This window comes from Microbacterium sp. R86528, from assembly GCF_044596335.1.
GTDB classification, from domain to species: domain Bacteria; phylum Actinomycetota; class Actinomycetes; order Actinomycetales; family Microbacteriaceae; genus Microbacterium; species Microbacterium marmarense.
Window position 1 is genome coordinate 2004358 of the sequence record NZ_CP138996.1, and the last position, 23373, is coordinate 2027730.

The window sequence follows — 23373 nt, forward strand, 5'->3', positions numbered from 1 at the left end:
CGACGCTGCCCGACGCCGGCGCCGCGCCACCTATTGGATCAGCTGACGAGCGGCGCGAGCCGCCTCGCTGCGGGCCGGAGCGAGGCCAGCACGTTTTCTGGATTGCTGATGCGATGCACAGGGCCGGAGAAGCCAAGGGCGCCGGCGAGAGCACCGCGTTCATCGCGGATGCCGACCGCAAGGCAGCCGTAGCCCGAGATGAGCTCATTCATCTGGCGCGCGGCCGCGTACCTCGCCACATCGGCGATCGTGTCGGGTGAGAGCGCGCTGGCGGGTTCAGATTGTTCCGCAAGCAGGAGACGGCCCAACGCATACCGTTGTGGTTCACGTCCTAGGCGAACCGGATCACTGAACGGAAAGTCTGGATCTGAGTCCACCACTGAGATACGTGCATCGGTGTACATCACTACCTGAACTCCCCCGCGTACCGAACGGCGCACTTCGGTCAACAGTTGACGCGCAGCCGTGGATAAGCGCACGGGGGCTGCGGCTGAGGCGAGGTGTACGACCTTTGCTCCGAGCGCGAAGCCCGTGAGATCAGGGGTGCGTACAAGGAACTCGTCCTGCACCAGCAGGTTCAGCAGTCGATACGCCGTAGCCCGGGGTAGCCCGAGGGCGGTGGAGATTTCGCGCGCAGTGGCACCGGGCCCAAGTTCAGCGACCGCTTCGAGCACCGTGAGTGCACTGTGAATGGCCCGAGGTTGCCGAGCACCTAGATCTGCTGCTGCACCAGGCATCACGAGAGTCGCCTCAGACACCGGGCGAGCTGTCGGAGGCGTCTCGTGCTGGCGGCCTGCCTCGGTGGGCGTCATTTACCCCACCGAGCACGTGGGCTGCGATGGGCTCGTCGTACGTGCCGATGCCTGCAAGCGAGGCAGCCCCGCGCCGCAGGCGCCACGCTACGAGGCACGCCGCAATTGCCGCAACGACAAGGGCTACCGTTACACCCAGGTTTCCGCGCATGCCCTCGTAAGCCAGGTAGATCAAGAGTCCGCCGGCTAGAGCGATAGTCGAAACGATCGCAATCAGCGTCGAAGCGAAGGTGTTCTCGCCGATGCGGCGCAAGAAAACCGGGGCAGCAATGCAGACAAGAGCGTAGGCGACGATGTAGCCGGTCGCTGAGATCGCGATGACCGCTTGCATGGCCTCCCACGGGCTGTTGCCGGTCAGTACCGCCAAAACTGATCCCAATGTGACCAAGGGAACGGCGACACCGATGGCGACGATGGGGGTTCGATGGCGGGCGTGAACCTTTCCGAACGCCCGGGGCGCAACGCCGTCGCGACCCATCGAGAAAAGTAACCGGGTGAGCGCGGTGGTCGAAGCAATCGCGCACGCGAGAAACGATCCGGTGATGCCGAGATCGATCAGCACGCCCAGCTGCGCCGCGCCGAAAGCGTCGGCGAGATCGTTCACCGGCGATGTCGACTGGGCAAAAGACTGCCCGAGAGCGGCGAACCCCGCGATCTGGGTGTACGCGGCGAGCACGTAGAGCACCGCGGAGACAAGAACTGTGCCCACGATCGCACGCGGGATGTTGCGCAGCGGCGATCGCGCCTCGACACCCAGCGTCGCCGCGCTTTCGAAGCCGACGAAAGCTGTCAACGCCAGCACCGCGCCTGCGGCCAGACCAGCCGCCGAGAGATCATCCAGCGCAACGATCGCACTGAGATCGATCGGGCCAATCTGCACGAGTAAGGCGATGAACAGCGCCACGATGATCGCGACAGACACGAGTTCGACCACCAAAGCCAAACGTGATGACAGGCGAATTCCACGCACCAGCACGATCGCAAGCACTGCGGCCTGACCCGCGAGGGTCGCAGTGGTGGCTAGCGGTCCCCCGAATGATGGCCACAAGGCACTAATGAGCAATGTCAGATAGTGGGCTCCCCCAAGTAGTGCGAACACAGAGATGAAACCGTAGCCGATCATGATCGCTGCTCCTGCGACGACGGCAGCACCAGAGCCCAGACCTTTGGAGACGAACGTGTAAATCGAGCCAGCCGTGGCCATGCGCTTGGCGAACTGGTTGATGGTCGATGCGATCAGCAAAGCGAGCACTCCCGCGACGGCGACGGCAAGGACTGCCGCTGAACCCGCGACGCCAGCGACCAACAACACCACGGTTGTTGCAGCAGCAGACGGAGCGACGGCAGCGACAGATTGAGCAAGCACGTCTGCGAAGCCGACACTTCTACGGTCGAGGCCGTCGAGCGGTGAACGTGAGCCAAACCCGTGCACTGGTTGCGGCCGTGCAATCGCGCGTTCGAGTGCGGACATGAGCTCCTCCGAGGGTTGCCGCCAGGTTAGGCGCTGACCGTTGCTCCATCGCGTCCCGCGTGTTTCCGGTGTGTGACGCCGAATGAGACATCTGAGACGGCACGTCTCAGATGCCGTGGTTGAGGCTTCACGCTGCTGAGACAGCGGGGCAACTCGAGTCAGTCATTGTCGATCTATCTGCACCATCTGCCGCGGCTAGCTCCCGCACATCACCCCTACAGAAACGGGCACGACATGACTCAACTGCAATCTCAGGGAGTCGAGGATTCCGCGAAACGCGGCCTCACTGGTTCTCTCGGCGTCACGGCGATCGTCTTCATGGTCGTTGCCGCTGCCTCTCCTCTTACTGTCATCGGTGGAGCGGCGCCCCTCGGCATCCTGATCGGAAACGGCATCGGCTTCCCTTCGCTGTACGCGATCAGCGCCGTCATCTTGCTCTTGTTTTCGGTCGGTCTTGCGGCCATGACGCGTCACGTTCCCAAGCCGGGAGCATTCTTCACCTATGTGGGCTACGGCTTAGGTCGCTCGACCGGACTCGCCAGCGCATGGTTGGCCATGCTCACATACACGACCATCCAGGTCTCGGTTCATGCCTACGTCGGCTACATTCTGTCGATCACGCTGGAGTCGCTCGGCGGACCGGTTGTGCCGTGGTGGGTCTTCTCTCTCACCGTGATCGCGCTGGTCGGCATTCTTGGGTTTCGTCACATCGACCTGTCGAGTAAGGTGCTGGGCGTTCTGCTCGTCGCGGAGGTTGGCATCGTGATCGCCCTGGTGATCGCAGTTGTGGCCACGGGCGGCGAGGAGGGTCTGAGCCTTGCGCCGTTTGAGCCCGCCAACGTCGTCAGCGGCTCACCCGGAGTCGGTCTGATGTTTGCGATCGCCGCTTTCATCGGTTTCGAAGCCACCGCAATCTTCCGTGACGAGGCAAAAGACCCCGACAAGACAATCCCGCGCGCGACGTATGCTGCGGTGATCGGCATCGGGATCTTCTACACCGTGTCATCGTGGGCGCTCATCATGGCGTGGGGCCCGAACGGCGTCATTGACGTTGTGGCCGAAGATCCGGGCACATTCATCATCACCACCATGGCGCGCTACCTTGGCGTCATCGGTGAAGTCGGCGTCAATATCTTGCTGATCACGGCGATGTTCGCATGCGTACTGTCGTTCCACAACGTCGTCACGCGCTACCAGCACTCCATGGCCAACGCTGGCGTGCTGCCCGATCGCCTCGCGAACGTACATGCCAAGCATCTGTCACCCCATGTGTCCTCGCTCGTCCAGACGGTGACGGCAGCGGTGCTCATCATCATCTTCGCGTCGCTGGGGCTTGACCCCGTATTGCAGGTATTCACCTGGTTCGCAGGGGTCGCCACGCTGGCGATTGCAGTGCTGATGGCTATCACTTCGCTCGCTGTCATCGTCTACTTCGCCAAGACGAAGAGCGATCGCCGCGTCTGGAACACGGTCATCGCTCCGGCCCTTGGCTTTATTGGCCTTGTGACGGCGGCCGCACTAGTCATTGCGTACTTCCCGATCATGGTCGGCGACGCAGATGCCGAGGGCGCGCCGGTGTTCGGTGGCGTGAGCTGGTTCCTGTTGTCACTGATTGTGATCTTCCCCGCGATCGGATACATCCAAGCGAGCTGGATCAAGAACAAGCGGCCTGCCGCCTATGTGAAGCTGACCGACTCGATCGCCGGCTGACTGAAAAATATGTACGGCCGCCGCCGACCTCATCCCGGCGGCGGTCGTCCTCGTTCCGATTGAAGGAGAAATCCATGACCATTCTTGATTCCGTAACTGACTCTGCCTACACCGCCCCGGCCGCCCCGGTTCATCCCCTCGCCTCGCTGAGCTCTGCCGAGATCGAGGCTGTGCGCCTCTTGGTTCTGAGCTTCGAAGACTTCACGGAGACAACCCGATTCGCATACGTCGGCCTCGAAGAGCCGCTCAAGAGTGAAGTTCTTGCCTGGGGGGCAGACAGTGGTGCGCTGCCGGATCGCCGTGCTCGTGTGCAGCTGCTCGACATGGCTACGGCGCGATCGACTGACAGCGTCATCTCGATCACGACCGGGGGCGTAATCTCGCACGAGGTTCTTGATGGATCAAACGGACAGCTCGCCATTCTTGATGCCGAGTTCGAAGACGTCGGTGTGATTCTCGCCGCAGACGAGGCATGGGTAGCGGCGCTTGCGACTCGTGGTCTCACGATGGACCAGGTCGTCGCCGTGCCGCTGTCGCCCGGCAATTATGGCTTTGCCAATGAGGAAGGTCGGCGGATCCTGCGTTCGTTCGTGTTCCGCATGGACCACGAAGCCGACCACCCGTGGGCGCACCCCGTTGCCGGGCTCACCGCCTACGTCGACACGGCCAGCCGTTCGGTCATCGAGATCATCGATACCCCCGGCTACGACGTGCCTGAGACGTCAGGAAACTTCGATGACCCTGCCATGCAGGGCGCTCCCCTCGAGGGCTTGAAGCCGATCGTGATCACTCAGCCGGAGGGTCCGAGCTTCAATGTCGACGGTGAGCACGTCACCTGGGGCAACTGGAAACTGCGCGTGGGCTTCGACATGCGCGAGGGTCTCATCATGCGCGAGTTGAGCTTCGCCGACCAGGGCGTTGACCGCCCAGTGATGTATCGCGGTTCGGTGAGCGAGATGTTGGTGCCTTACGCCGAGCCGAACCCGAACCGCTTCTGGCAGAACTATTTCGATACCGGCGAGTACATGTTCGGTCGCTACACGAACTCGCTTGCGCTCGGGTGCGACTGCGTGGGTGAGATCAAGTACTTCGACGCTGTCTTCGCGGACGAACTGGGCATGCCGCGAACCGTCTCCAACGGCATCTGCATGCACGAAGAAGACTTTGGCACCCTGTGGAAGCACACCGACATCTTCACGGAATCTCAAGAAGTGCGTCGCGCGCGGCGCCTGGTGATTTCCTTTTTCACGACCGTGGGTAACTACGACTACGGCTTCTACTGGTACCTGTATCTCGACGGCACTATCGAGTGTGAAGCGAAGCTCACCGGCGTTCTGTTCACGTCCGCCTATCCCGGAGATGCCGAAGACGGCACGCCCTACCCCTACGCCTCTGAGGTGGCTCCGGGACTCGCCGCGCCCTATCATCAGCACCTTTTCAACATGCGCCTCGATATGACAGTGGATGGTGTGGCGAATGTTGTAAACGAGATTGACGCCGTCCGGTTGCCTATCTCCGAGACGAACCCGGTCGGCAACGCCTTCACTAAGAAGGTGACGCCCATTGAATCTGAGGCTGTCTCGGGTCGCGTCGCTGACGGACAGGTAAACCGGGTGTGGCAGATCGCCTCGACCGAAAAGACCAGCAGCCTCGGCCAGCCCACGTCATACATGTTGTTCCCCACCGAGACTCCTACCTTGATGGCGGCGAGCGATTCGGTGATCGCTAAGCGGGCCGATTTTGCGACGAAGAACCTCTACGTCACCAAGTACGACCACTCCGAGCGATACGCCGCGGGCGACTTCGTCAACCAGCATCCTGGCGGCGGCGGAATTCCCGAGTTCATCGCGGGAGACGAGCCCCTCGTGGGTGAGGACCTCGTGCTGTGGCACACTTTCGGCTTGACGCACTTCCCACGCAATGAGGACTGGCCAGTCATGCCGACTGACTACGCCAAGTTCACGCTGAAGCCTTACAACTTCTTCGACCGCAACCCCACACTCAATGTGCCACCGCCTGTGAGCGCCCACTGCTCGACCGGCAACCCCGTTGAAGCACAACCCGAGGCTGCCGCCCCGGATTCCTGTTGCCACTGACTTGGATCGGACTGAGCACATGGGAGAGATCTTCCACGTGGGGGCGCTCGTTCCCGCCGCGATTGGCACGTGTTGTATCGCTGCCGATCGTCGGTGGGTGCGAGCGCCCGAACTCTTGGCGTCGCTGATCATGCTGACGGCGATGCTGGATGTCATGTTCTGGTCGGTGATCGCTCCAGTTTTCTGGAGCGCTGTTCTGATTGCGTTCGCGTTGCTGATGGTGGCGGTGCGCGGCCTTGCGTGCGGCGCACGAAATGGGCCAAGATCGGCGCGTATGATGGGCGCGCACTCAGCCCTCGGGATGGTCGTGATGGCGGTTATCGTGATGGCGATGGCACCAGCCGGTTCACCGGTGGAGCTGTCTGCTGGGGTGCATCAGCATGCCAGCACCGCAGTGTCGTACTTGACTTTTTGTGTCGCCATCGCGGTGGGCTATGGAGGGTGGTCGCTGGCGACCGCGATGCACCGGCACGGAAGGTTCTCACGACTGGCGAGACTGGAGATTAGCGCCATGGGAGTGTCGACAGCCATCATGGGAGCCGCGCTGATTCTGTGAGCGGCACCAGAATGAGCGCGCGTCCGTAACCCATCGGCAACAGAATTCAGGGATGCTTGATCCATGTCGATCAAGGTCGCTCTCGAGCACTACACGAGCTATGAGTTCTCCGAGCCGGTGACGGTGCACCCCCACGTGATCAGGCTGCGCCCCGCCCCACACGCCCGTACGCCCATCGAGGCCTATTCGCTCGAGATCAGTCCGAAGAACCACTTCATCAACTGGCAACAAGACCCGTTCGGCAACTGGGCCGCTCGCATCGTGTTTCCTGAGAAGGTCAGCAAGCTCGAGATCACGGTGGGCCTCGTCGCCGACATGATGGTGATCAACCCGTTCGACTTCTTCATCGAGGAGTACGCCGAACAGTTCCCATTCGCCTATCGCCCAGAACTCGCTGCCGACCTGGCGCCCTACCGCGCGCCCGTCGACGACAGTGCCGATGCCGAACGCTGGAAGAGCGAACTTCCCGAGCTTCCCGAGGGTGGCATGGCGACTGTTTCGTTCCTGGCGAGTCTGAACTCTGCGGTGAACCGCGCCGTCGCCTACGACGTGCGCATGGAACCGGGCGTGCAGACGCCCGACGAGACGCTGCGCATCGGCATCGGCTCTTGCCGCGACTCGGCATGGCTGCTGGTGAGCTTGCTGCGCAAGTACGGTCTTGCGGCACGCTTTGTCTCGGGCTACCTCGTGCAGCTCGCGGCAGATCAGAAGTCGCTCGATGGCCCCAGCGGGCCCACTGCCGACTTTACCGACCTTCACGCGTGGGCGGAGGTCTTCATTCCCGGAGCAGGGTGGGTGGGCATGGATCCCACCAGCGCACTGTTTGCCGGCGAGGGGCACATCCCCCTCAGCGCGACGCCGCACCCGAGCACCGCGGCGCCGATTGAAGGAGCGACCGGACGCACCCAGGTCACTTTCGGCTTTCACAACGAAGTTCGACGCATTCACGAAGACCCTCGCACCACCAAGCCGTACACCAGCCAGCAGTGGGAACGCATCGACCAGCTCGGTGAAGCCGTCGACGAGCGACTGCGCCAAGGGGATGTGCGATTGACGATGGGCGGCGAGCCGACGTTCGTTGCGCTGGATGACGCCACGGCCGCGGAGTGGAACACGGATGCTGATGGTCCACAGAAGCGCGAGCGCGCGACGATCCTCGCCGAACGGCTGCGCGAGCAGTACGCGCAGGGCGGGGTCGTGCACCGAGGCGACGGCAAGTGGTACCCGGGCGAACCGCTGCCGCGCTGGAACATCGCACTGCAGTGGCGCACCGACGGGGTGCGCATGTGGAGCGATCCCGCGCTGTTTGCCGACCCCTGGAACGGTGAGGCGGCGCCCGACGCCACGGTGAAGGCCGAAGCGCTCGCGCGTCGAATGACTGAGCTGCTTGGCCTTCCTGCTAGTCAGCTATTGGCCGCGTACGAAGATCCGCTCGCTGATGTTGCCGCTGAGATGCGAAAGCCAGCGGGCCATCGCCCCGACGCAGACGAACTCGCTGAGGCTGACATTGCCGAGCTCGATGAGTCGGTCAATGAAGCGACAGGTTGGGTGCTGCCCATCACCACAGAAGAGGAGTGGACGAGCCCCGCGTGGACATTCCGGCGTGGACGATTGGTGCTGTTGCCCGGCACGAGTGCGGTCGGGCTGCGCCTGCCGCTTGACGCAATCGCGTGGACCGACCCCGAGCGCCCCGGCGAACCCAGCTACCTCGAAGCTGGCCCTTCGCTTGTGCCCGGAATCCCCAAGGTCACCGTTGTCGAGGCCGACACCGCTCAGCGCACCGCGCTCGCCATCGAGGCCCGCTCGGGTCATGTGCACGTGTTCTTGCCGCCGACCACCACACTCGAGGCATATGCCGACCTGTTGGTGCTTATCGAGACAGCAGCGCGCGAGAGCAAGACGACGGTTGTGCTTGAGGGCTACGGCCCACCGCCGGACGCCCGCATCAGCCAGCTCGTGGTAACCCCAGACCCTGGCGTTATCGAAGTCAACGTGCAGCCGACATCGTCGTGGGCCGAGCAGCGAGATCTGACTCAGTCGCTCTACGAGCACGCTCGACAGAGCCGGCTTGCCACCGAGAAGTTCGATCTCGATGGCCTGCACACCGGCACCGGTGGTGGAAACCACATCACCCTCGGCGGCACGCAGCCAATTGACTCGCCGCTGCTGCGTCGCCCCGACTTGTTGGCAAGCCTTGTCGCATACTGGCAGCGGCATCCCTCACTGTCTTACTTGTTCTCAGGACGCTTCATCGGGCCAACGAGCCAGGCACCTCGCTTCGATGAGGGCCGCCCTGAGGCCGTGTATGAGATGGAGATCGCGCTGCAAGAAGTGCTGCGCCTATCGAAAGATCCTGACGACGAAGACGCCACCAATCTGCCGTGGCTCGTAGACAGAGCGCTTCGGCATCTGCTGACCGACCTCACCGGCAACACACATCGCGCCGAGTTCTGCATTGACAAGCTCTATTCGCCCGACAGCAGCCGCGGGCGACTGGGCTTGCTTGAGCTGCGCGGATTCGAGATGCCGCCGCATCCCGAACTTGCTCTCGTGCAGGCACTTCTGGTGCGCAGTCTGGTGGCGATGTTCTGGGAGAAGCCCTACACGGCACCACTGGTGCGCTGGGGCACTCGCCTACATGAAGACTTCTTGCTGCCGCAGGGTGCTCGATCAGACATTGCCGAGGTCGTCGCTGATCTGCGCGCGCACGGCATCGCGTTTGAAGAGAGCTGGCTCGACCCGTTCGTCGAGTTCCGCTTTCCTCGCATTGGCGTCACCCGAATCGGAGGCGCCAACAACGGCATCGAACTCGAGCTGCGCCAGGCGATTGAACCCTGGCACGTGCTGGGCGAAGAGGCAACAGCTGGCGGTACTGCACGGTATGTCGACTCGTCTGTGGAACGAATTCAGGTGCGCGTTCGTGGACTCGATGGCGACCGGCACCTCGTGACGTGCCAGGGTATACCTGTGCCACTTACTCCGACCGAGCACATGGGCGAGTATTACGCCGGTGTGCGCTACCGCGCGTGGCAGCCGTGGTCTGCGCTTCACCCGTCCATCGAGGTGCACGCCCCGCTCACGTTCGAGGTCGTCGACATCGAGTCATCAGTGAGTTTGGGCGGCGCGACCTATCACGTTGTGCACCCCGGTGGTCGGTCGTACGATCATCCTCCGGTCAACGCGAACGAGGCCGAGGCTCGTCGCGCGAGTCGATTCGAGCAGCGCGGGTTCTCGGCCGGTGAGTTGGATATCGCGGCGATGCAGGATGCTGCGCGCAAAGCTGCCACGAGCGACTACCCGCGCACGCTCGACCTTCGGAGGGTTCCTCCGAAGTGAGCGTGCTCCACGAATATGCGGCAGAGCTGACGCGGGCGACGCTGCCGCTCACTGCCGCTGACGAGCGTGCTTCCGAGGCGCGCTACGACGAAGTCATCGCGCCCGAAGGCACGCTTCGTGCTGCGTGGAAGACTCTTGCTGCCGCGGCGGTCACGCTGACCTCAACCGAAGTCGACCGCCTCGACGAAGAGATCGCGCAAGCGCTCGCCGACGATGGCGTCACCTACACACATCCGGGTGACGGAGCCAGGCCGTGGAAGCTTGACCCGCTGCCACTGGTTTTTGACGCAGAGTCGTGGACAGCGCTCGAGGTCGGCTTGGTGCAGCGTGCCGAGCTGCTGAACGCGATCATGGCTGATATCTACGGCGAGCAGAAACTTCTTTCGGAGGGCATCATCCCTGCCGCGGTGGTTACCGCTCACCCCGGGTTCGTCCGCGCGATTGCCCGCCCGAGTGTTCCCCAGGCTCACCCGATTTTGATGTCGGCGACCGATCTCGGTCGAGACGAGAACGGCGAATGGCGGGTGCTTGCCGATCGCGTACAGGCACCTTCGGGGCTCGGGTATGCGATGGAGAACCGCCTGGTGATTTCGCGGCTGTTGCCGGATCTCTATCAAGAAGCAGATCTGCACCGCATGGACCCGTATTTCGCGATTCTGCGCGACGCGCTGCTGCAGTGCGCAGCGAGCGACGATACCGACCCTCGGGTGGTGGTGCTCTCACCTGGGACGCATTCTGAAACAGCGTACGATCAGGCATTTATTGCCAACACCCTGGGTTTTCCGCTCGTACAGGGCAACGACCTCATCGTGAGCGATGGATGCGTCTGGATTAAGCCAGCGCGATGGCCGAACACCGAGCCAGTTGACCGCGTTGACGTCATTCTGCGCCGTGTGGATTCTCAGTGGTGCGACCCACTTGAACTGCGCGGAGACTCGCAACTCGGGGTGACTGGGCTCGTCGAAGCGGTGCGTCGTGGCACCGTGCAGGTGGTCAACTCGCTCGGCTCAGGCGTGCTGGAGAACCCGGCGCTGCTGCCATTCATGGCTGCCGCCTGCGAACGACTGCTCGGTGAGCAACTGCGACTGCCGGCGACTCCCGCTTGGTGGTGCGGCGATCCCACAGGCCTCGCAGAAGTGCTTTACCGTCTGCGCAATGACCCGGACGGCGTTATCGTGCGCACGCTCGATGGCGACCTCGCGGGTGACGGGGTGCCCGTCGAAGACTTGATCAGCCAGATCGAGACCCACCCCTATCGCTATGTGGGTCTCGCCCGGCTGCCGCTGTCGCAAGCGCCCTCGTGGGGACGCAACGGGGCTGCCGAGCCGCAACCTCTCGTATTGCGAGGCTTTACGGTGCGCTACGGCTCGTCGTACCGCACCTTGGCTGGTGGCATGGCGACGGCACGTGATGACGACGGTGCTCCGCTGACCAAAGACGTGTGGGTTCTCAAGGCTGACCCTGACGATCCTGATCAGGGTTTGGCGTTGACGATGCCGCGCACGCTGATCCCTTCTATTCCCGCTCTTGCGCCGCGTGCGCTCGAAGACATGTATTGGGCAGGCCGATACGCAGAACGTGCCGAAGACATGCTGCGTCTCGTGCTGGCGGCGCAAACCGATCTTGAACGCAAACGCGCTCCCCGAACCAGTGCCGAGTCAGTACTCCTGGGCGTTATCCACTCGCTCGCGGGCACCAGGTTCTCGCAACCGAACGAAGAGTTGCGTTCGCTGTTGGTAGACGCGCGTCGCTCTGGATCGGCGGCACATGCTCTTTCGCGTATGCGAGGTTCGCTTGAGGGAGTCCGCGACCAGCTGTCGGGCGATGTGTGGCGAGTATTCGGCGCCGCCGATCGCGCCATGGCGGTCGCACGCACGACGGCGCACAGCCCACAGATCGCAGAGTCCGCGGGACGCATGCTCACGGGCGTGCTCTCACTGCACGGCGTCACCGCCAACATGATTCGTGACTCGGGCTGGCACATGATCGAGGCCGGACGCTACATCGAGCGCTCGATGCAGCTGTGCGCGTTGCTCTCGGCCACCACCTCGGCACACCCGGTGCGGGCCACCGATCGAGGAATTCTCGATGGCGTCTTGCTTGCCGCCGAGAGTCTTGTAACCCATCGCCGTCGCTATCGCGGCTACGGCCGCACGCGTAGCGTTTTCGAACTGCTGTTGAAAGACCTCGACAATCCGCGTTCGCTCGCGTTCGCGCTTGAGCAGTTGCACACGCACCTGGCGGCACTGCATGAGTCAACGGGGTTGACCAGACCAGAGCGGCTTCGGTTCGAGCTGGCCGACATGCTCGACGCCACCGACGCTGCGACCCTCTCGCAAGAGGTTGATGGCTATCGGCCCGCACTCGCCGAGCTGCTTGAGGAGATGTCACAGGGGCTTCGTCAGCTGTCAGATGCGGTCGGGGATGTGCACTTCGCAGGCGGGCCGCCGTCGATGGAGATGTCGTCGCTCTCGCTGATTGAAGAGATCGGGCGCGCATGAAATACGTGCTCTCTCACAGCACCGAGTATCGCTATGACAAGCAGGTGCGCAACAGCCTCGGTGTGCACCATCTGCGGCCGCGGTCACTGCCCTGGCAAGAGGTTGCATTCCACACGGTGGTGCTTGACCCGGTGCCCAATGACACGACTCGCGACGTGGACTACTACGGCAACGCGGTCACCTACTACCACCTTCTCGAGCCACACACGCGGCTTGAGATCGCCGCAACGAGCGAAGTGACGGTTACCGCGCCGATCTATGACGAGACGGCGCTTGCAATGCCGTGGGAGAGCGCCCGTCCCTTGCTCGGCGACACCGGCCCGCACGGATGGAGTGCCACCGAGTTCGCGCTCGAGTCGCCAAGGGTCAAGCACACCCCCGAAGCCGCGGAGTACGGCGCGGTGTCTTTGACTCCCGGCCGAGCGCTCGGCGAGGCTGCGACTGATCTGATGCAGCGTATCTATCGCGACTTCGACTACGACACGAAAGCCACCACCGTCACGAGCACGGTTGCAGACGCGATGCGAAAGCGCGCTGGGGTCTGCCAGGACTTCGCTCATGTGGCCCTGGCATGTCTTCGCAGCCACGGGCTGGCCGCACGCTATGTCAGCGGATATCTCGCCACGCAGCCACCTCCAGGCAAAGAACGCGTTTTCGGTGCCGATGCTTCCCACGCCTGGCTCGCGGTGTGGTTGCCCGCGTCAAATGAGTGGCTGGCGATCGACCCGACGAACAATCAATGGGCAAACGATCGATACATCACGGTGGCCTGGGGTCGGGACTATGGTGATGTTGCGCCGGTTCGTGGCATCATCTGGTCGAAGGCTAAGCGATCAACGCTCAAAGTCTCGGTGGATGTGGCTCCGGTGGAGGCGTAAAGCATGAAGGCATTTCGCTGTCGCGTATGCGGTGCACAGTTGTTCTTCGAAAACTCGGTTTGCGTGTCGTGTGGCACCGCGCTGGGGTATTCCCGTGATGAGCACGACATCGTTCCGCTCGACAAATCGGGGCAGTACGTCGACTCCGATGGCATGATCTGGCATATATGCCGAAATTTGAATTTGTCTGGATGCACGTGGCTAGCGCGCATCAAGGGCGAGCAGTGCGACAGCTGCGCATTGACGCGAGTGCGTCCGAACGACGCTGATCTTGAGGGTCTCGAGAACTTCGTCGCGGCAGAGCGCGCGCAACGTCAGCTGGTGGTCGAGCTCGACCGCCTGGGTTTGCCTATTCGCAACCGAGCTGATGATCCGACCGAGGGACTCTGCTTCGATCTCCTCTCGAGCGTCTCGCAGTCGGTGACAATCGGGCACGCCGATGGTGTGATCACGATCGACCTCGCCGAGAGCGACGACGTCTATCGTGAGCGAGTGCGAGACCGGCTCGACGAGCCGTACCGAACAATGCTCGGGCACTTCCGGCACGAGGTCGGTCACTACTACCAGTGGCAACTCGTGCGCTCAGACGACGAGGCTGCTCGCTTTCGTGCGTTGTTCGGCGACGAGCGCGCCGACTATCAGGCCGCAATCGACGAGCACTACGCGAACGGTGCGCCAGCGGGTTGGCGGCAGTCCTACATCTCGCAGTACGCCACGATGCACCCCCACGAAGATTTCGCCGAAACCTGGGCGCACTACCTTCACATTCGAGACACCATCGATACCGCGGTGTCGTTTGGGCTCATCTCGGAACCGTCCGCGGATCAGCGGTTTCGAGAGCAGGTCGTGAACGTGTGGATGCCGCTGGCGGCCGCCCTCAACGGGGTCAACCGTTCGATGGGCAAAGAAGATCTCTACCCGTTCGTCATCGCGAGCGACGTGCTCGACAAGCTCGACTATGTCGCCGAACTGGTGGGCGCCAGTACCGCTAGATAAACGCGGGCAGGTCAGTCCACGCGTCTGGCGCGGGCTCGACGCCGTCGCGGGTGACGGTTCCCTCGATGAGGCCGTACGGTCGATCGGCGGCCCAGAAGACTTCGTTCGGGTTTTCGAGTCCGAAGGGCTTCAGATCGTATGCGAAGTGGTGCTTGTTCGGCATAGAGAAGCGCACTTCGGCGATCTCAGGCCGTGCCGCAATCGCAGCTTTGCCCATTTCGAAGAGCGTCTGCTGCAGCGCAAGCGAGTGCACCGTGGCAAAGGTAGACAGCAACACTTCGAGCACGTCCCTATAAAGCGCGTTGTAGTCGATGCCAGCCTCGACTGCCTCGGGCAGAAAGCGCCAGCGCCCGGTGACTGAGGTGGCCATGATGCGGTCTGTGGCCTCGACGAGAGTCGTGTACTTGTCTCGAGGAAAACCGTGAAACTCGCTTCCGGTCGACTTGAGCACGGTGAGGTCTTTGACGCCGCCGGTCACGTGGGTCTTACCGTCAATGACCTGAACCGCCGCGAGACGCGTGCCCTGGCCGACGCGCACGAACGAATGGTCGTGCGGTTTGCCGTCAACCAGAATGCGCGCCCACTCATACTGCTCGGCCTGCCACAGTCCACCTTCGATCCAGTCGAAACCCGCAACGAAGTGCTCTGAGAGCTTCAGCAGGTACTCTTCAGGCGAAAGCACGCCGTGCTCCTTCGCGAAGGCGAAGGCGGTGTTCTTCTGCGTATCGGTCGCGACAACCATGCTGTTGTCGCCCGAGAGATACGAGTCGACAAGCGCGGCGCCGCGCAGTTGAGATGACACATTCAGGTCGACGATCTCGTGACGTGGGGTGTCGCGATAGATGCGCACAACGCGGTTCTCGGCCTTGCCGTACTTGTTGGCGCCAAGGCTTACGGATACATCACTCATAGCTAACTCCCTCGATAGGTTGAATAGGCGAACGGGCTGAGCAGCAGGGGCACGTGATAGTGCCGGGTGCCGCCTTGGGCTTCGCCTTCAACGCTGAAGGTGACGGTGATGAACGGGTAGAAACTCGCGGTATCTCGATCGGTGAAGTACTCGCGTGTGAGAAAGGTCAGTGTGTAGTCACCTGGTTCCAAGACCTCAGGGCCGAGCGAGGCCCGACCGTCGGCGTCGGTCTTGCCGTGGGCGATGATCGCCCCGGGTGCTTCGGCAACGATTGATTGACCGGATGCTGCGGCGAGCACCACGCCCATCCCTCTGGCGGGCTCACCTGTTGCAGCGTCGAGCACGTGGGTGGTCAGGTGTGTCATGAAGCATCTTTCACTGAATCAGCGGGGGCGGGCTCTTGCAGCGCCACATTGAGGCGAAGCAGCGCGATTTCGGCCAACTGTGCCACAGCCTCGGCCGCTTCGGTTTCTTCGTCGTTGTGCAGCCGCCGCGTAAGCTCGCTCAGCATCTCGGCGGGTGAACGCCCGGCAGCGCGAATAAGAAAAACGCGACCGAACTGAGCTTCGTAGGCGGCATTTCCCGCCGCAATTCGTGATGTGACGTCGGCGTCAGCATCCGTCATCGAAGACTGCTCGCGGCGAGATGCATCGGCCTCAGCGCCCTTCTCACTCGGCTTCTCGCCGATGCGAGGGTGCCGCTCGAGCGCTGCGTCGAGGTCGGCGCGCGTCCAGGCCTGGGCGCGCAGCGACGCGAACCCTTCGAGTTCGGCCGCAGAGTCGTACGGCCTCGCCCCGACGATCTCGTGTGCCCATGGCACGATCGCGGCCCAGGTCAACGCCATCTCGATCGCGTCAGCGGCGGCCATGTGGTTGAAGTCCTCGATGTTCACAGGGCTCCTCTCTGGCTTTGACGCTACCGCCGGTAGCGACGCACGAAGTTTTCGTCAGGGAAAATTCTTGTTTCGTGCACTGAGGCAACGCTCTTGCGATCGCGCGTTACACGGCTGAAACGAGCGACGCACGCAGCGGCAATATCGTAAGAGGCGAGCAATAGACAGGAGCTTCAGTGGTAGCCAAGCGAACCGTCGTTCGGTCGGGAAGAACGTATCTTCACGGGTACTTTCAGCCCGCCGCCATCGTCATCGAAGACCGTCGCATCGTTGACGTCGTCTCGGTGGGCGCGCGGGTGCACGGTGCCAGCACCAGCGTCGTGCCAGACGATGCCGTGTTGTTGCCAGGACTCGTCGACTCTCACGTGCACGTCAACGAACCCGGCCGCACCGAATGGGAGGGGTTTCGCTCGGCCACGCGTGCCGCAGCAGCGGGTGGCGTCACCACCATCGTCGACATGCCGCTCAACTCGCTGCCGCCCACGACGACAGCCGCGGCACTCGAGATCAAGCGTGCGGCGGCAGCGCCGGCGTCTTATATCGATGTGGGGTTCTGGGGCGGGGCGATACCCGAGAACCTCGGCCAGCTTGCGCCGCTTCACGCCGCGGGCGTCTACGGCTTCAAGTGCTTTCTCTCGCCTTCCGGTGTTGACGAGTTTCCGCACCTCGACCGTTCGCAGCTGGTTTCAGCCATGGAAGAGATCGCCTCGCTCGGCTCGAAGATCATCGTGCACGCCGAAGACCCGGCGCTGCTCGCCGATCATGGTTCGCTCGGCCGCGACTACGACACGTTTCTCGCCACGAGGCCGGCCGCAAGCGAGGCTTCAGCGATCGAGACCGTGATCGACAGTGCACGACGCACCGGCGTGCGCGCCCATATTCTTCATCTGAGCGATGCCAGCTCGCTGCCGGCAATTCGCGCGGCGAAAGCGCAGGGCGTGGCGCTGAGCGTGGAGACGTGCCCGCACTATCTGACGATCGCTGCCGAAGAGATTCCCGACGGAGCGAGCGAGTTCAAGTGCTGCCCGCCCATCCGCGACGCATCCAATCGAGATCTGCTCTGGCAAGGGATCACCGACGGAACCATCGACGCCATCGTCAGCGATCACTCACCGTCGACGGTCGATCTCAAGCGTGCGGGAAACGGCGACTTCGGCCTGGCGTGGGGCGGCATTGCCGGATTGCAGGTCGGGCTGTCTGCGGTATGGACTGAAGCGCGCAGCCGTGGCATTTCGCTTGAGACGATCCTGCCGTTGTTTACGACCGGTCCGGCAGCGATCGCAGGCCTGCCGGGGCTGGGTGTGATCGAAATCGGTGCACCCGCGCACCTCGCGGCGTTCGGCGTTGATGATCGGTTTTCTATCGACGCGTCTCGATTGATGCACAAGAACCCGATCACCGCCTACGACCACCGCGAGCTCAAAGGAAAGATACGACGCACCTGGTTGCGTGGCAGTTCGATCTACGACGTCACTGATGACGGTGCGCGTACCGCCCCGCAATTTCGCGGCGCGCCAAGCGGACGGCTGCTCACCGCAAGCGTGACGATAGCGAGTTGATGCCTGCATGTCACACGATCGCAACAGCAATCGGCTTTGATGGGGGCATGAGCGTGCAGTTCGAGATTCTTCAGCCTGGGCAGGGCGCCATTGGCGGCGACCACTATCTGCCATCCACCCCTTCGACGGTGCGTTGGGGAAGACTCCCATGCGCGGCCGACGAAGCGGTGTTGAAAGTCGCAGCCGGCGAGACGGTGACGATCGACACCGTCAGCCACGAGGGCATTCTCGAAGACCAGGGCAAAGACCCGCTCGCCTACTTCACCGGCAAGGGGGTGGATGCTGACGCCGTGCTCGACGACGCCATTGCGATCGCCCGCACCATGTCACGCGACACGCTCGCCGATGGGCCCCATGTGGTCACCGGGCCGATTCACGTTGACGGAGCGGTGCCGGGCGATCTGCTGAAGATCACGGTCGTCAAGCTGCTTCCGCGCGTGCCATACGGCGTGATCTCGAACCGCCATGGCAAGGGCGCCCTGCCCGGAGAATTGCCGCGCGGAGAGCACAACGTGAGCGTTTTCACCCCCGTCGAACAGCGCGAAAGCGGGCTCGTGGGGGTGTTGCCGGTCACCGAGGGCGGGCCGGGCATCGTGGAGTTTCCGCTTGCGCCGTTCCTCGGAACGATGGGGGTGGCCGTCGCCTCCGACGTGCACCCTCACTCGGTACCGCCAGGAACGCACGGGGGAAACATCGACATCAATCTGCTCGTCGAGGGCACCGTGCTCTACCTGCCCGTGCAGGTGGCGGGCGCACTTGCGTACGTAGGCGACCCGCATCTCGCGCAGGGCGACGGCGAGGTTGCGCTGACGGCGCTTGAAGCCTCGCTGCGCGCCACCCTTCGCTTCGACGTCGTGCCCAAGGCCGAAGCGCTCGCCGAATTCGGCGAGATCATCGGGCCGATGGTGCGCGCCGATGGCTACCTGGTGCCGACCGGCATGGACCCTGACCTGGGCGAGGCGATGCGCCACTGCGTGCGCGCCGCGCTCTCGCTGATTCAGACACGCTGGGGCCTCGACGAGCACCTGGCCTACGCCTACCTCAGCGCCGCCACCAACTTCGACATCTCGCAGGTTGTCGACATCGTGTGCGGGGTACACGCCCGCATTCGCGAAGCAGACTTTGCAGGCATCGATCGTGGCTGATCTTCCAATGGGAGCGCCGTCCGCTGCGTCGGCCCTCTACGGCGTCATTGGGGCCGCTGCCGTGCCGATTGACCTGCTTGCGGCATTCGAAAAGTATGAGGCAGCGATTCTCGCCAATGACCTCGAGCGCCTCGACGCGGCGTTCGCCCCCGGACCCGACACCGTGCGCGGCGATGCCGCAGGGCTTCTCGTGGGCCGTGACGCGATCTCGGCGTTTCGCAGTGCGCGCGGCGGTGTCGCCACCCGCGTGATCGAACGCATTGAACACCGGCCGATGGGGGTGGATGCTGCGCTGCTCATCTCGGTCTCGCGATACGTCGATGGCGGCACCGGATTGCAGACCCAGCTGTGGGAGCGCGTCGACGGGCAATGGCTCATCACGGCTGCTCACGTCACGCCTCGTGCTCAGGCCTTCGACAAGTCGGTGTGGCGAATGGTTGGCGATCCCCTCTTTCAGGGCGCGTGGGAAGGCCCGCTTGCCGGGCTCACGGTTGCCGTCAAAGACCTGTTCACGATCAAGGGCTACCGCGTCGGAGCAGGAAACCCGACCTACCTGGAAGGTCAGCGTGCCGAGTCGACCACCGCGCCGGCAGTCAGCGACCTGCTGCGCGGCGGAGCATCGCTGCGCGGCATCGCCCGCACCGACGAGTTTGCCTACAGCGTCGCCGGCGACAACGTGCACTACGGCACTCCGCCCAACGGTGCTCTGCCGGGCGCGCTACCCGGGGGGTCGTCGAGTGGCCCGGCCACCGCGGTTGCGACTGGCCAAGCTGATGTCGGGCTCGCCACCGACACCGCCGGATCGGTGCGGGTTCCCGCGTCGTACCAGGGGCTGTGGGGCTTGCGCACAACCCACGGTCTCGTGCCACGCCAGGGTCTGCTGCCGCTTGCGCAGTCGTTCGACACCGTGGGGTGGCTGACCCGCGACGGCGACACGTTGCGCCGTATCGCGGAGTGGTGCCTGAGCTACGACAGTTCGGAGTCGACCGAGAAGGTCTTCGGCGAGTCGGGCGACGAGTTGCCCTGGTGCTTCATCGTTCCCACCGAAGCGCTGGCAAGCGCAGAGCCGGCTACCGCAGACGCTTTTACCGAGATGCTCGCGGCCTTGGCCACGCTCGATGATGCGCCACTCGTAGAAGAAGTGTCACTTGGCGACCTCGACGACTACCTGCAACCGTTCCGCACCGTGCAGGGCGCCGAGGCGTGGCGCAACAACGGCGAGTGGGTGGGCGCGAACTCCGAAGCGCTCGGGTCCGCCGTGGCCGAGCGGTTCCGCGTCGCCGCTGACGTGACCGCCGAAGACGAGTCCGCAGCACGGCAGCTCTTGGCGCCTCTTCGTGAGCGCTTGCGCGGGGTGGTGCGAAATGCCGTGCTCTTACTGCCAACCGTTCCCAGCCCTGCGCCGGCACGCACCGCGACCGGTGAGCGCATCGACGCGCTACGCGCCGCAACGCTGCGTATGACGACCCCCGCTGCTGTCGGAGGCTTGCCCGCAATCTCGGTGCCCTTGCTCACCGTCGATTCTGCACTTGGTCGCGCCCCCGTGGGTGTGAGCCTCATCTCGCGCGAAGGAACCGACCTCGCGCTGGTGCGTCTCGCGCAGCGGTTCGCGGCAGCGCTTGATGCGGCAAAGTCAGCATCCACTTCACCCACTGCCGTCATCGAAGGAGACTTGGCATGATCCCCGGCCCCATCGACCCGCCGGCGCGCCTGCTGATGGGCCCCGGCCCCATCGCTGCGTACCCGAGCGTGCTTGAGGCCCTCGGTGCTCCGCTGGTGGGCCAATACGACCCGTTCATGACCGCCACGATGAACGAGACACAGGAGCTCTATCGCGCCGTGTGGGCGACCGCCAACGAGGCCACGATGCTGGTGGATGGCACCTCGCGCGCGGGAATTGAAGCGGCGATGGTGTCGTTGATTCGCCCGGGCGATCGCGTTCTCGTGCCCGTTTTCGGCCGGTTCGGTCATCTGCTCGCCGAGATCGCCGAGCGCGCGATGGCCGAAGTTCACACGATCGAGGTGCCGTGGGGGCAGGTGTTCCCGGTCTCGGTGATTGAAGAAGCGGTCGTGCGTGTGAAGCCCACGCTGCTCGCGCTGGTGCAGGGCGATACCTCGACCACGATGCTGCAGCCGCTCGACGAGGTGGGTGCGATCTGCGCCGCGCACGGCGTGCTCTTCTACTCCGACGCGACCGCTTCGCTGGGTGGCAATGCTTTCGAGGCCGATGCCTGGGGGTTGGATGCGGCCACCGCCGGGCTGCAGAAGTGCTTGGGAGGCCCTCCCGGATCAGCCCCCATCACGCTGTCAGAGCAGGCGGTCGAGGTGGTTCGCTCGCGCGGTCGGGTGGAAGCGGGTATTCGCGAAGAAGGTGACCCCGAGGCTGCTGATTTCGTGCGTTCGAACTACTTCGACCTCGGGATGATCATGGACTACTGGGGTCCGCGTCGACTGAATCACCACACCGAGGCCACCTCGATGCTCTACGCGGCGCGTGAGTGTGCGCGAGTGATTCTGCTCGAAGGGCGCGAGGCTGTGATCGAGCGCCACCGCATGGCCGGTGAGGCGATGCTCGCTGGTGTGCGCGCGCTCGGTTTTGTCACCTTCGGCGACCTTTCGCACAAGATGACCAACGTGGTGGCGGTCGAGATTCCCGAGGGCGTGCCCGGCGACGAGGCGCGTGGAGCGATGCTGACCGACTTCGGAATCGAGATCGGAACGTCGTTCGGTCCGCTGCACGGCCGTGTCTGGCGCATTGGCACCATGGGCTACAACGCCCGTCAAGATGCGGTGACCACGACGCTCGCCGCTCTCGAAGAGGTGCTTGCTCGCTACGGTGTGTCGGTTCCGGCTGGCGGCGGGGTCGACGCGGCGCTCGACGTGTACCGCGCATGACTCGCATGCTGTTGAGCGTTGAACGTGACGCGATTGCCACAGCCGCGCGCCGGGTGATGGCGCGTTGCGACGAGCTTGCGCGCATGAGCTCGTCAACCGAGGGCATCGAGCGGGTGTATCTCTCGCCCGAGCATGCCAGGGTGAACCGTCTCGCTGCCGAGTGGATGCGTGAGGCGGGCATGTCGACAAGACAGGATGCCGCAGGCAATCAGATCGGCCGTCTTGAAGGAGCGTTCGGCCTCGAAGCGCCGGCATTGATGATGGGCTCGCACCTCGACACCGTGCCCGATGCCGGTCGCTTCGATGGGATCGTCGGAGTGCTCATGGCCCTCGAGGTGGTCAGGATGCTGCGGGTGCCGACAGCTGACGGCAGCTTTCGGTCGCCGTTTCCGTTCGCTCTTGAAGTGATCGCTTTCTCAGACGAGGAGGGCACCCGTTTCGGCAAGGCCCTGCTGGGCTCATCGGCGGTGGCGGGCACGTGGGATGCGGAGTGGTGGAACCTCGTCGATGAAGAGGGCAACACGCTTCGCGAGGCGTTTCGCGAGTTCGGTCTTGACCCCGGTCGTGTCGGCGAGGCCGCGCGGCGGCCGGAGGAATTGGTCGGCTACCTTGAGGCGCACATCGAGCAGGGGCCACAGCTCGACGAGCGCGGGGAGTCGCTCGCTGTCGTTTCGTCGATTGCGTCAGCCAGGCGTTTTCAGCTGATCGTCGAGGGTGAGGCTCGCCATGCCGGCGGCACGCCGTACGATCGCAGGCGCGACGCGCTGCTGGGGGCGAGCGAAGCGGCGCTCGCCGTCGAGCGCATCTGCAGCGCTGAGCACCACATGGTGGGCACGGTGGGTCAGCTCGAGGCGTACCCGGGCGCGGTGAATATCGTGCCGGGCGAGGCGCACCTTTCGCTGGATCTGCGCGGTGAGTTCGATGGTACGCGCGATGAGGTGTGGCAGCTGTTGACCAGCGAGTTCGACGCGATTATGGGTCGCCGTGGCCTGCGGTGGAAGGCGCGAGAGATCCACGCCGCGCCAGCGGTGTTCTGCGCGCCGCTGCTGCAAGACGTGGTGCGCGCCGGAATCTTGTCAACGCTGCCCGAGGGTGGCGATGACCCGGCAACGATCTTCAGTCGTGCTGGCCACGACGGCATGGCGATCGGTGCGATCACCGACGTCGGCATGCTGTTTCTGCGCAATCCCGATGGCATCAGTCACCACCCCGACGAGTCAGTCTCTTCAGGTGACGTGGCCCGTGGTATCCAAGCGCTCGCCGAGGCGGTGCTGCAGTTGAACGCCGACCGCTAGCGCGGCCGGGTCGCCCCGCCCTAACTCGCCACTCGCGCTGCGCGTCCTCGCCACTCGCGCTGCGCGTCCTCGCCACTCGCGCTGCGCGTCCTCGCCACTCGCGCTGCGCGTCCTCGCCACTGGACCCGCCCGTCCCCGCCACCGCCGCCCGTACGCCGCAGCGAAACGGCCGGTGGTTTCGTCAACACGCCGCGGTTCGGTCTCCGCAGGACCCTATCTGTGCAATTCCCCGGCCGTTTGACGCGTGTGGCTGCTGCAGCACCGGCAACCGTCACCGGCACGCGCACGACCCAACGTCGTGCCCTATCGGCTGCCTACCGC

The 23373-nt window shown here is 63.8% G+C and carries 17 protein-coding genes; 12 read left to right on the top strand and 5 right to left on the bottom strand.

All coding sequences use genetic code 11. The annotated features are described in order from the left end of the window. Positions 1–38 precede the first annotated feature (38 nt). Complete coding sequence (locus SJY18_RS09310) at positions 39–812, bottom strand: helix-turn-helix domain-containing protein (protein ID WP_363583019.1); 774 nt, start codon at positions 810–812, stop codon at positions 39–41. Then, positions 751–2283 (bottom strand): APC family permease, encoded by a 1533-nt coding sequence (locus SJY18_RS09315; RefSeq protein ID WP_396667339.1) that lies wholly within the window; start codon positions 2281–2283, stop codon positions 751–753. The genes SJY18_RS09310 and SJY18_RS09315 overlap by 62 nt, the downstream gene beginning before the upstream one ends. A 234-nt stretch (positions 2284–2517) precedes the next feature. On the opposite strand from SJY18_RS09315, the gene SJY18_RS09320 reads away from it, so the two are divergent. From SJY18_RS09320 to SJY18_RS09350, 7 genes are all read left to right on the top strand, one after another. Beyond that, positions 2518–3993 carry an APC family permease gene (locus SJY18_RS09320; protein WP_396667340.1) on the top strand — a complete coding sequence of 492 codons (1476 nt, stop codon included), beginning with the start codon at positions 2518–2520 and terminating at the stop codon, positions 3991–3993. A 74-nt stretch (positions 3994–4067) separates the two neighbouring features. Continuing rightward, positions 4068–6089 carry a primary-amine oxidase gene (locus SJY18_RS09325; RefSeq protein ID WP_396667341.1) on the top strand — a complete coding sequence of 674 codons (2022 nt, stop codon included), beginning with the start codon at positions 4068–4070 and terminating at the stop codon, positions 6087–6089. 19 nt (positions 6090–6108) lie between these two features. Beyond that, complete coding sequence (locus tag SJY18_RS09330) at positions 6109–6645, top strand: hypothetical protein (protein WP_396667342.1); 537 nt, start codon at positions 6109–6111, stop codon at positions 6643–6645. Positions 6646–6708: 63 nt separating this feature from the next. Then, the gene (locus tag SJY18_RS09335; protein WP_396667343.1) at positions 6709–9981 is read left to right on the top strand and encodes a DUF2126 domain-containing protein; all 3273 of its coding nucleotides are present in this window, start codon (positions 6709–6711) and stop codon (positions 9979–9981) included. Then, positions 9978–12482, top strand: a complete 2505-nt coding sequence (locus SJY18_RS09340) for a circularly permuted type 2 ATP-grasp protein (protein ID WP_396667344.1) — start codon at positions 9978–9980, stop codon at positions 12480–12482. Before SJY18_RS09335 ends, SJY18_RS09340 begins: the two co-directional genes overlap by 4 nt. After that, the gene (locus SJY18_RS09345; protein WP_396667345.1) at positions 12479–13360 is read left to right on the top strand and encodes a transglutaminase N-terminal domain-containing protein; all 882 of its coding nucleotides are present in this window, start codon (positions 12479–12481) and stop codon (positions 13358–13360) included. Before SJY18_RS09340 ends, SJY18_RS09345 begins: the two co-directional genes overlap by 4 nt. A 3-nt stretch (positions 13361–13363) precedes the next feature. Further along, on the top strand, positions 13364–14356 hold the full coding sequence (locus SJY18_RS09350) for a putative zinc-binding metallopeptidase (protein ID WP_396667346.1): 993 nt from the start codon (positions 13364–13366) through the stop codon (positions 14354–14356). Here the strand turns inward: SJY18_RS09350 and pucL are convergent. Genes pucL through uraD form a run of 3 tightly spaced genes read right to left on the bottom strand, consistent with a single transcriptional unit; the run spans position 14349 to position 16158 of the window. After that, complete coding sequence (pucL, locus tag SJY18_RS09355) at positions 14349–15266, bottom strand: factor-independent urate hydroxylase (RefSeq protein ID WP_396667347.1); 918 nt, start codon at positions 15264–15266, stop codon at positions 14349–14351. The genes SJY18_RS09350 and pucL overlap by 8 nt on opposite strands. Positions 15267–15268: 2 nt before the next feature. Then, positions 15269–15631: a hydroxyisourate hydrolase gene (gene uraH / locus SJY18_RS09360; RefSeq protein ID WP_396667348.1), complete on the bottom strand. Its 363-nt coding sequence runs from the start codon at positions 15629–15631 to the stop codon at positions 15269–15271. Beyond that, on the bottom strand, positions 15628–16158 hold the full coding sequence (gene uraD, locus SJY18_RS09365) for a 2-oxo-4-hydroxy-4-carboxy-5-ureidoimidazoline decarboxylase (RefSeq protein WP_337336769.1): 531 nt from the start codon (positions 16156–16158) through the stop codon (positions 15628–15630). Before uraD ends, uraH begins: the two co-directional genes overlap by 4 nt. Before the next feature lie 176 nt (positions 16159–16334). Between uraD and allB the strand changes: the two genes are divergently transcribed. From allB to SJY18_RS09390, 5 genes are read left to right on the top strand one after another with little or no spacing between them, the layout of a single operon-like run. Continuing rightward, positions 16335–17717: an allantoinase AllB gene (gene allB / locus SJY18_RS09370; RefSeq protein WP_396667349.1), complete on the top strand. Its 1383-nt coding sequence runs from the start codon at positions 16335–16337 to the stop codon at positions 17715–17717. 47 nt (positions 17718–17764) lie between these two features. Next, positions 17765–18862, top strand: coding sequence for an acetamidase/formamidase family protein (locus tag SJY18_RS09375; protein ID WP_396668904.1), 1098 nt, complete (start codon positions 17765–17767; stop codon positions 18860–18862). Continuing rightward, complete coding sequence (locus SJY18_RS09380) at positions 18855–20543, top strand: AtzH-like domain-containing protein (RefSeq protein ID WP_396667350.1); 1689 nt, start codon at positions 18855–18857, stop codon at positions 20541–20543. Before SJY18_RS09375 ends, SJY18_RS09380 begins: the two co-directional genes overlap by 8 nt. Then, a complete protein-coding gene (locus SJY18_RS09385; protein WP_396667351.1) occupies positions 20540–21757 on the top strand; it encodes a pyridoxal-phosphate-dependent aminotransferase family protein in 1218 nt (405 codons plus the stop codon). Before SJY18_RS09380 ends, SJY18_RS09385 begins: the two co-directional genes overlap by 4 nt. Beyond that, positions 21754–23052 carry an allantoate amidohydrolase gene (locus SJY18_RS09390; protein ID WP_396667352.1) on the top strand — a complete coding sequence of 433 codons (1299 nt, stop codon included), beginning with the start codon at positions 21754–21756 and terminating at the stop codon, positions 23050–23052. The genes SJY18_RS09385 and SJY18_RS09390 overlap by 4 nt, the downstream gene beginning before the upstream one ends. The last annotated feature ends 321 nt before the right edge of the window (positions 23053–23373 follow it).